This window comes from Gordonibacter sp. (genome assembly GCF_036667095.1).
Classification (GTDB): domain Bacteria; phylum Actinomycetota; class Coriobacteriia; order Coriobacteriales; family Eggerthellaceae; genus Gordonibacter.
The window spans coordinates 24,938-33,264 of record NZ_JAVWUP010000015.1 but is presented as its reverse complement, the minus strand read 5'-3'; the positions used below and the strand labels follow the sequence as shown (position 1 = coordinate 33,264).

The 8,327-nt window shown below is 60.9% G+C and carries 5 protein-coding genes; 4 read left to right on the top strand and 1 reads right to left on the bottom strand.

Annotation, left to right across the window (positions count from 1 at the left end; genetic code table 11):
• Positions 1–149: 149 nt before the first annotated feature.
• Positions 150–3,182: an EAL domain-containing protein gene (locus RR842_RS03050; protein ID WP_332728952.1), complete on the bottom strand. Its 3,033-nt coding sequence runs from the start codon at positions 3,180–3,182 to the stop codon at positions 150–152.
• Positions 3,183–3,635: 453 nt separating this feature from the next.
• Between RR842_RS03050 and purE the strand changes: the two genes are divergently transcribed.
• The 4 genes from purE (at position 3,636) to RR842_RS03030 (ending at position 8,279) form a co-directional block, all read left to right on the top strand.
• On the top strand, positions 3,636–4,106 hold the full coding sequence (gene purE / locus RR842_RS03045; protein ID WP_332514746.1) for a 5-(carboxyamino)imidazole ribonucleotide mutase: 471 nt from the start codon (positions 3,636–3,638) through the stop codon (positions 4,104–4,106).
• Between the two features lie 340 nt (positions 4,107–4,446).
• The gene (locus RR842_RS03040) at positions 4,447–6,372 is read left to right on the top strand and encodes a thiamine pyrophosphate-dependent enzyme (RefSeq protein WP_332723005.1); all 1,926 of its coding nucleotides are present in this window, start codon (positions 4,447–4,449) and stop codon (positions 6,370–6,372) included.
• Positions 6,365–6,958 carry an indolepyruvate oxidoreductase subunit beta gene (locus RR842_RS03035; RefSeq protein WP_332512575.1) on the top strand — a complete coding sequence of 198 codons (594 nt, stop codon included), beginning with the start codon at positions 6,365–6,367 and terminating at the stop codon, positions 6,956–6,958. Before RR842_RS03040 ends, RR842_RS03035 begins: the two co-directional genes overlap by 8 nt.
• A gap of 85 nt (positions 6,959–7,043) precedes the next feature.
• Entirely contained in the window at positions 7,044–8,279 is a 1,236-nt protein-coding gene (locus RR842_RS03030; protein WP_332512574.1) for a phenylacetate--CoA ligase, read from the top strand.
• The last annotated feature ends 48 nt before the right edge of the window (positions 8,280–8,327 follow it).

Here is an 8,327-nt window from a genome sequence, read left to right as displayed (position 1 = left end):
TGCCACAAATTAGGAACGTTGCTATTGTTCTTCGCGGTGACTATTCGATCGGTCAGGCTACGGAATCCAACGCTCTTTAGCTCACGTGCCAGCTTCTTTATCTCGTCGCGTTTCATTTCTGCCTCGCTCGGTTCTCTAGATCCCTGCGTTTATTCCCGGTAGAGGCACACCTGGTTCTTGCCGCGTTCTTTGGCCAGATAGAGAGCGGCATCTGCATGCTTGAATAAATCGTAAAACGAGTGGCCGTCTTCGGGGTAGCAGGCTATGCCCACACTGGAATACAGGGACACGGCGCGTTCGTCTGCTTGGTAGGTTTTCGGGAGGCCTTCGATGATTTTCTGGCCCAACGTCATCGGATCTGCCGAGCTTTCCCCACATGAACGTAGCAGTACGAATTCATCCCCGCCTACGCGCCCGACGATGCCCGTTTGCCCGGCCACGGTTTTGAGCGAGTCGGCAAGGGAGACAAGCGCCCGGTCGCCGGCGATGTGTCCGGCCGTGTCGTTGATGCCCTTGAAGTCGTCGATGTCGATCATGCACAGAGCGTAACGCTCGCCGGCTCCTGCCTCGTCAAGTGCTGCCTGCACCTTGCGCTCAGTGGTTATCTTGTTGTACGTGCCGCACAGCGCGTCGGTCTGCGATTCGTGCACGAGCTCTTCCCGCTCACGCTTCTCTTCGTCGATGTTCTTGATGCGTCCGAACATAGTGGCAGGTTCGCCGTTGGAGGTTTCTGCGCAATTCAGCGACAGCACGCACCAGACATATTCGCCGCCGTCGGGGGCGATGCGCATCTCGATAGGCGAAGGGGCTTCCCCGTATCGAGCCTGTTCTAGAACGGTGCGAATGCGCTCTTGGTCGGAAGCGGGGGACAGCGCCATCTGGTCGTCGATCGTACTTTTCGGCGGCGCGTGGAACTCGAGTTCGTAATTGTCTGAGAATTGGACGGCACCGGACTTGAGGTCGTACGTGAAGAGCACGTCGCCCCAGCGCTTCGATGCCAGCTGGAAGCGGTTGTCTATGTCCTCGCCCTCGCCCTGTTCGCTGGGCCCCTCCACCGCTGCGATACTTGAAACGAAGCGCTGCATGCCGTCTGGGTCGCGGTCGCATAGCTTCGTCACTGTTTCGACCCATAATTTGCGTCCGTCACTGGCGTTCAGGCGGAACCGCAGCTTCAAGGGGTGCCCCGGCTTTGCCTCTTGGGCGGCTTGCACGATGACCTCGCGGTCTTCCTCTACGATGATTTCCAGGTACTTGTCATCGAAGCGGTCGCGTATTTCGTCACGGGTGTAGCCCATGGTGGCCATAAACTCCGGCGAGATGTATTCGAAGGTGAACCCGTCGTCGTAGCGTACGCTTTTGATGCCTAGGGGGATGTTCTCCAACACCCGATGGGTGGATTCCAATTCTCGCGCCGTTTGCAGGGATGCCCGTTTGATGCGGTCGGTGTCGACGATGACTACGACAAGGTACGGCTTTCCCGATCTCGGCCGTACGACGTTGCCGGTGCCTGTCACCCACAGTGGTATGTCGTCCCAACGCACGACGCGAAACTCGATCAGCACTACGTCGCCTATCCCGAGTTGCCGGCGGATCTCCTCGTTCACGTACGCGGTGTCATCAGGGTGCACAATGGCAAGCGCGCGGTTGCCGAAGCGGGCCGCCATCTCGCGTGCGGTATACCCCAGCATGCGGCGGTAGCCCTCATTGCAGGTGATGAACGTGAACGTCTCGTCCATGGCTGCTTGGAAGATACCCGCCTGCGCGCGGTCTACCAACTCGCCGGGTGAGGCCGGCTGTTCCGGCTGGGCGTCTGAATATACGAGGGAAGGTTCTGCTGCGATATCCGGGTGCACGGCTCCGGTACTGCCGGGAAGATAGCGCTGCTCGAAGACCTCGGCATCGATGGCTTGATCGTAGTAGAAGCCCTGAACGGTGTCAGCGCCCAAGTCGCGTACGATCTGCAGCACATCGTAGGTCTCGATGCCCTCCACGCACACGGTGATGTTCATGTTGTGGCACAGCTCGATAACCTGCGAGATGATCAGCTGGTCGTTTACGTCGTACGTCACGCGTTCGAGGAAGCTGCGGTCTATTTTTAGCTCGTCTGCTGCAATCGTGCGAAACATGCTCAGCGACGAATAACCGGTGCCGAAGTCGTCCAAGGCGACAAGGAACCCTTGGCCTCGCAGGAAATCCAACGTCTCGCTGAGCAGCGCCGCATTTGCCACCTTGCTGCTCTCGGTGAGCTCCAGCATGATGTTGCGAGGGTTGACGTGGTACTTTTTGACGGCTTGTACGAGGTTGAACTTCAAATCGGGTTGGTCGAACACCTGTTTGGACAGGTTGATGCTCATAATGAACGAGGGGTCTACTGCCGTCCATTTCGCTGCCTGGGCAAACGTAACATCGATCAGCCAAGAAGTTGCCTGGCAGATCAGCCCACTCTCCTCTAGGTAGGGGATAAACTCGAACGGCAAGACGCCTTCGGGGAATTGGTCGTTGCTCCAGCGCATGAGCGCCTCGCATCCGTGAACACGCTCATCGCGGGCATCCATAATGGGTTGGTAGCGCATCGAGAACCCGTCGAATCCGTGCGCGAGACATCGCTGTAGTGTTTCCATGAGCAGGAGCGTTCGCTGGGAGATAGCGCAGAGGGCGTGCGTACAGTGAGTGCAACGGCCCCTTCCCTGTCGTTTGGCATCGATCAAGGCGATGTGTAGGTTGCGGTACAGCTCGTCTGCGTCGTTGCCGTTGTGGGGGTGGATACAGACACCGCCCGAGATGCTGAAAGAGATGCTGGTTTCCCCGATGGAGATGCCGGTATTGACGAATGCGAGGATATCCCCAAAGAGACCGTCCAGCGTATCCCGATCGGTGACGTCGGGAAGCACGATGCCGAAGCAATCGCCGTCAAAGCGGTATACCGAGGCATCGACGGGCAGTAGGTCGGCGATGAGGCAGTTCAGGCTGCCTAGAACTTTGTCGCCGAATGAGTACGAGAACAGGTTGTTGATACGTGAGAAGCTGTCCACGCCTACGGCAAGCACGCTGAACTGAACGTCCAGAGCGATAAGCTGCGCGAATCGTTCGCGCATCGAGCGATCGCCGCTCGCGGGTGCGGCCATCGATTCGAAGCAGGGCAAAGCAGCCTGTTCGCCGTCGGGTTCGGTCGTTTCGTCCATCGGTTCCTCCTGTCACGCTTTGCGTGTCCGGAACGGCGAAGGGCCGTACCGGCGCGCGACTAAGTGCTTCGCCGTCGCATGTGCCCGCTTACCCTGGTCGACAGTAAGGTTTTGCTCGTATTTTGAGCGCGCTGGTGAAGATGAGCTGATTTTAGATAAATATGTCTTCCGGGGGAATGTCTTTTTGGAAATAAGTACCCGGTTGTTGACTAATAGGCCTTTTTAAGGCGAAAAGAGCAGGATATTTGCCGGATTCGAGAGAGCGATACAGGACTAGCGCCGCGCCTGCTGGCGAGAGGGCTTGCGCCGACCTGCGAGGAGATTGGTAAGGAGATTGGGCGCGGGCATCTTCCCTCTCGTGTTGAAAAACGTACAATAGCCCTAACTTTATTCCGTGCGCCTGCGTTGGCTTGTCCATGCAGGCGTGCTTTTCCCTCAAAGAAGGAGAGTTCTATGTCCTGTGAGAACAGCAACCCGGTCGTCGGCATTATCATGGGGTCCGAAAGCGATATGCCGGCCATGGAGCCGTGCATGAAGCAGCTAGACGAGTTCGGCGTGCCTTATGAAGTGAAAGTGGCGAGTGCGCATCGCAAGCCGGCCGAAGTGCACGATTGGGCTTCGACGGCGCACGAGCGCGGCATCCGCGTGATCGTGGCGGCGGCGGGCAAAGCGGCGCATTTGGGCGGCGTCGTGGCGGCGTATACCCCGAACCCCGTCATTACCGTGCCTATGAAGACGAGCGACTTGGGCGGTCTGGACTCGCTGCTGTCCATGGTGCAGATGCCCTCGGGTGTGCCGGTGGCGTGCGTGGCCATCAATGGTGCGAAGAACGCGGCCATCCTGGCTGTGCAGATCCTCGGCACCGGGTGCGACGACGCGCGCCAGAAGATCATCGACTTCAAGCAGGGCATGGCCGACGCCTAGTCGCTGTTGCGCGGCACGACGGTGTCCGCTGAGGGTGTCCGCGTGTTCCCGAAGCCTGCGCAGATGGCCCTGCACTGCCGTTCGCCCCTCGCGGATGCGCCCGCGCGAGGGGCGCTTTCGTGCGCTATCATGGAATCTCAAACACAGGATGGCGAAATGTTTCACGTGAAACATCTGTACGATAGTTTGGACTAGGGGTATACGGTCGGCACGTCCAGGCCGCGTTGGTAAGCGAGTGGTCTGGCGGGCGAGGCAAGGAAGCTGGTCGGCAGGTGTTGGCGGTATGGTCGGCGTGAAGAGGCGTATAGGCGGGCACGAGACGAGAGCGGCAGGCGGGGACATGACAAAAAAACTGCTGATGGGCAATGAGGCGTTCGCGCACGCGGCGCTCGAGGCGGGCGTTCGCGTCGTGGCGGGGTATCCCGGCACGCCGTCATCCGAGCTGATCGAGACGGTGGCGAAACTGCATGCGTCGGGCGCGGCGCGCGGCATACATGTGGAGTGGTCCACCAACGAGAAAAGCGCGCTCGAGCTGCTTGCTGGGGCGTCCTACACGGGAGCACGCTGCCTGTTCACCTGCAAGCAAGTGGGGCTGAATGTGGCGAGCGACGCGTTGATGAGCCTGAACTACGTGGGCGTGAAAGGCGGCATGGTACTGTTCGTAGCCGACGACCCCGGCCCCATTTCCTCACAGACCGAGCAGGACACGCGCCGCTTCGCCTCGTTTGCCAAGCTGCCGGTGTTGGACCCCGCAACTCCTGAGCAAGGCTTCTCCATGATGCAGGAGGCTTATCGGCTGTCCGAGCGCTACCGCACGCCTGTAATCGTGCGCCCGACCACGCGCATCAACCATGCATCCACGTTCTTCGAGGTGGCCGACCAGACGGATGCGCGCCCCGTGCCCGAAGAGGGCTTCGAGCGCGACCCCCAGTGGATCATCTTCCCGCGCCGCGCGTTCCAAGGCCATGGTGAGATCAACGAGCGCCTGGTGCGGATAGCAGGCGATTTTGCAAACGAGCCCGCGCTGGCGGCGTTCAACCCGCAGTTCGAAGGCGGCGGATCCGGTACTGCGCCGCGTTTGGGCATCATGGCCGGTGGCGTGTCGGCGGCTTACGTCCGCGAGGCCCTTCGCATGATCGAGGAGCGCGCCGCCGAGTGCGGTGCCGCGGTACCGGCCTACCGCTTCTTGCAGGTAGGCACACCCTACCCGTTCCCCCAGGAGACGGCAGCCCGGTTCGTCGAAGGGCTTGACCAGGTACTCGTGCTCGAAGAACTCGACCACTTCTTGGAAGATGAACTGCTGGCTTTCTGCGGTGCGACGCACGGAGCGTTTGACGTGCGCGGTAAGCTCACGGGCGATGCGCGCGACCGCGGCGAGAACGACGTGGACGACATCACCAGCAGGATCGCGACGTTTTTCGGTCTTGCCGAGATAACTCCGGCGGTGCCTTTTGCGGCCTATAGGGCGGAAGGTACGCTACCCGTGCGCCCCCCAGTGCTTTGCGCCGGCTGTCCGCATCGCGGCAGCTTCTACGCCGTCAAGCGAGCGCTGGGCAAAACGCCAGCCGTGCTTTGCGGAGACATCGGCTGCTACACGTTGGGTAACGCGCGTCCACTCGATGCCGTGGACACCTGTCTGTGTATGGGCGCGGGCATCACCATGGCGCAGGGCTTCGCCGTCGCCGAGCCACACAAGAAGCAGGTCGCCTTCGTGGGCGACTCGACGTTCTTTGCCAGTGGGCTGACGGGCATTGCGAACGCTGTGTACAACGGCCACGATATCACCGTATGCGTGTTGGACAATGCCACTACGGCTATGACCGGCTCCCAGCCGCATCCTGGTACCGGCGTTACGCTCATGGGGCCGAAGCGCCCGCCAATATCCATTGAGCGCGTGCTGGAGGCCTTGGGCCTCACCTGCATCGTGCATGCTGATCCGCTTGATCTGGATGCTTCTGTTGCCGCGGTTCGTCAGGCCCTGGCGTTCGAAGGGCCGAGCGCCGTCCTGTTCGAATCGCCTTGCGTGCAGCTGGTACGTCCTGCCGCCCCGGCTGTAGTCGATCCGAAAAGCTGCACCGGCTGCAAGAAGTGCATCACCGAGATCGGTTGCCCTGGTATCGGTTTCGACCCCGATGCGCAGGGTGCAAAGAGTGCATCGCGCGGTCAGGCGTACGTAGATGCTAGCTTGTGCAATGGCTGCGGCTTCTGCGCGCAGATATGTCCCTTTGGCTCGTTGTCGGTGGCGGAAGGAGGCGCGCATGCTTAACGTGCTTTTAGCCGGTGTGGGCGGTCAGGGAACGGTGCTTGCGGCGAAGGTGCTTGCTCAGGCGGCCGAGCAGAAAGGCTGGCAGGTGCGTACGGCCGAAACTATCGGCATGGCCCAGCGTGGTGGCAACGTCGTATCGCATGTGCGTATGGGCGACGGCGGCGAGGAGGTGCTGGCACCTCTGCTGGCTCAGGGCACGGCGGATATGATCATTGCCTTCGAGCCTGCCGAGGCGGCTCGCGTGCTGCCTTATTTGGCACCCGACGGCGTGCTGGTCACGGCCATGACCGCTATCCAGCCAGTCACCGCTGCGCTGTCGAAGGAGCCGTACCGCGCCGTGTCTGTCGTCGAGGGCCTTGCGGCGCAGTTGGAAGACACCGCCGCTACGTTCATGGCGGTGGACGATGCGGTGCTCACGCGATTGGCAGGCAGTCGCAAGGTGCTCAACACGCTGCTGTTGGCTAGCGCCTTGTCTGCCGGGCGCATTCCGCTCGATCTGGACGACTTGCGCCGTGCTGTGGAGTGTTGTGTGAAGCCGCGGTTCGTTGCCCTTAACCTAGCCGCTATCGACGTGGTTTCCGCGTAGCTATCGGCTGGGTTTGTTGCTTCTTTCCGTGCGGCACCACCGCATCTTTCAATCCCTGCCCTTGCCTCAGAGAAGAGAGACCCCTATGCAGCTGAACGACGAGCAGTTTTCCCTGATCAAAAACCAATTCAAAACGCTGAAAGAGCGCTCTGCGTTCTACGCCTTGAAATTCGAGGGCATCGATCTGGCCGACGTGCAGACGCAGGCCGACTTCGAGCAGCTGCCTTTTTCCGAGAAGGACGATCTGCGCCGCGTGTACCCCTTGGGCTTGCAGGCGGCTCCCGACGAGGAGATCGTGCGCATCCATTCGTCGTCGGGCACCACCGGCACGCCGGTCATTATTCCCTACACGCAACAGGACGTGACCGACTGGGCCATCCAGTTTGCGCGCTGCTACGAAATGGTCGGCATCACGAAAAGCGACCGCATCCAAATCACGCCGGGCTACGGACTGTGGACGGCGGGCATCGGTTTCCAGTTGGGTGCTGAGCGCTTGGGTGCTATGGCCATTCCCATGGGGCCGGGAAACACGAACAAGCAGCTGCAGATGATGCAGGACCTGAAGTCCACCGTACTCTGCGCCACGAGTTCGTATGCGTTGCTGCTGGCCGAGGAGATCGTCGAGCGAGGCCTGCGCGATCAGATACATCTGCGCAAGGGCGTTATCGGCAGCGAGCGGTGGGGCGACAAGATGCGCCAGCGCATTGCAGGCGAGCTGGGCGTGGAGATATTCGACATCTACGGGTTGACCGAAGTATACGGCCCCGGCATCGGTATCTCGTGCAGCCAACATCACGGCATGCACGTGTGGGCCGACTATATCTATATCGAGGTGGTGGACCCGGTGACCGGCGCACCCGTGCCCGATGGCGAGGTGGGGGAGTTGGTGCTGACCACGCTGCGCAAGCAGGGCGCGCCGCTCATCCGCTACCGCACGCACGACCTTACGCGCATCATCCCCGAGCCCTGCGCCTGCGGATCGCTGCACCCGCGCATCGACACGCTGACGGGCCGCACCGACGATATGTTCAAGGTGAAGGGCTGCAACATCTTCCCCGCGCAGGTGGAGGAGGTCATCGCCATCACCGACGGCGCATCGAGCGAGTACCAGGTGATGATCGAGAACATCAGCGGCAAGGACGTGCTCACGGTGTTGTTCGAGACGCCGCTGAAAGACGAGGCGAAGGAGCGCGCCGAGCAGGAGCTGGCCATGATCTTCAAGGCGAAATGCGGCTGCACCCCCGACGCCCTGGGCGTGCCCATGGGCGAGCTGCCCCGCAGCGAGAAGAAGACCAAGCGCATCTTCGACAGCAGGTACTAGACGCTGTTGTGCCCGTATATCGCCGCGCGGGTACAAGCCTGTGGTTAT

Bases quoted from the DNA above. Each gene is read 5' to 3' on its own strand.
- RR842_RS03050 (WP_332728952.1), bottom strand. From the start codon at position 3,182: ATGGACGAAACGACCGAACCCGACGGCGAACAGGCTGCTTTGCCCTGC.
- purE (WP_332514746.1), top strand. From the start codon at position 3,636: ATGTCCTGTGAGAACAGCAACCCGGTCGTCGGCATTATCATGGGGTCC.
- RR842_RS03040 (WP_332723005.1), top strand. From the start codon at position 4,447: ATGACAAAAAAACTGCTGATGGGCAATGAGGCGTTCGCGCACGCGGCG.
- RR842_RS03035 (WP_332512575.1), top strand. From the start codon at position 6,365: ATGCTTAACGTGCTTTTAGCCGGTGTGGGCGGTCAGGGAACGGTGCTT.
- RR842_RS03030 (WP_332512574.1), top strand. From the start codon at position 7,044: ATGCAGCTGAACGACGAGCAGTTTTCCCTGATCAAAAACCAATTCAAA.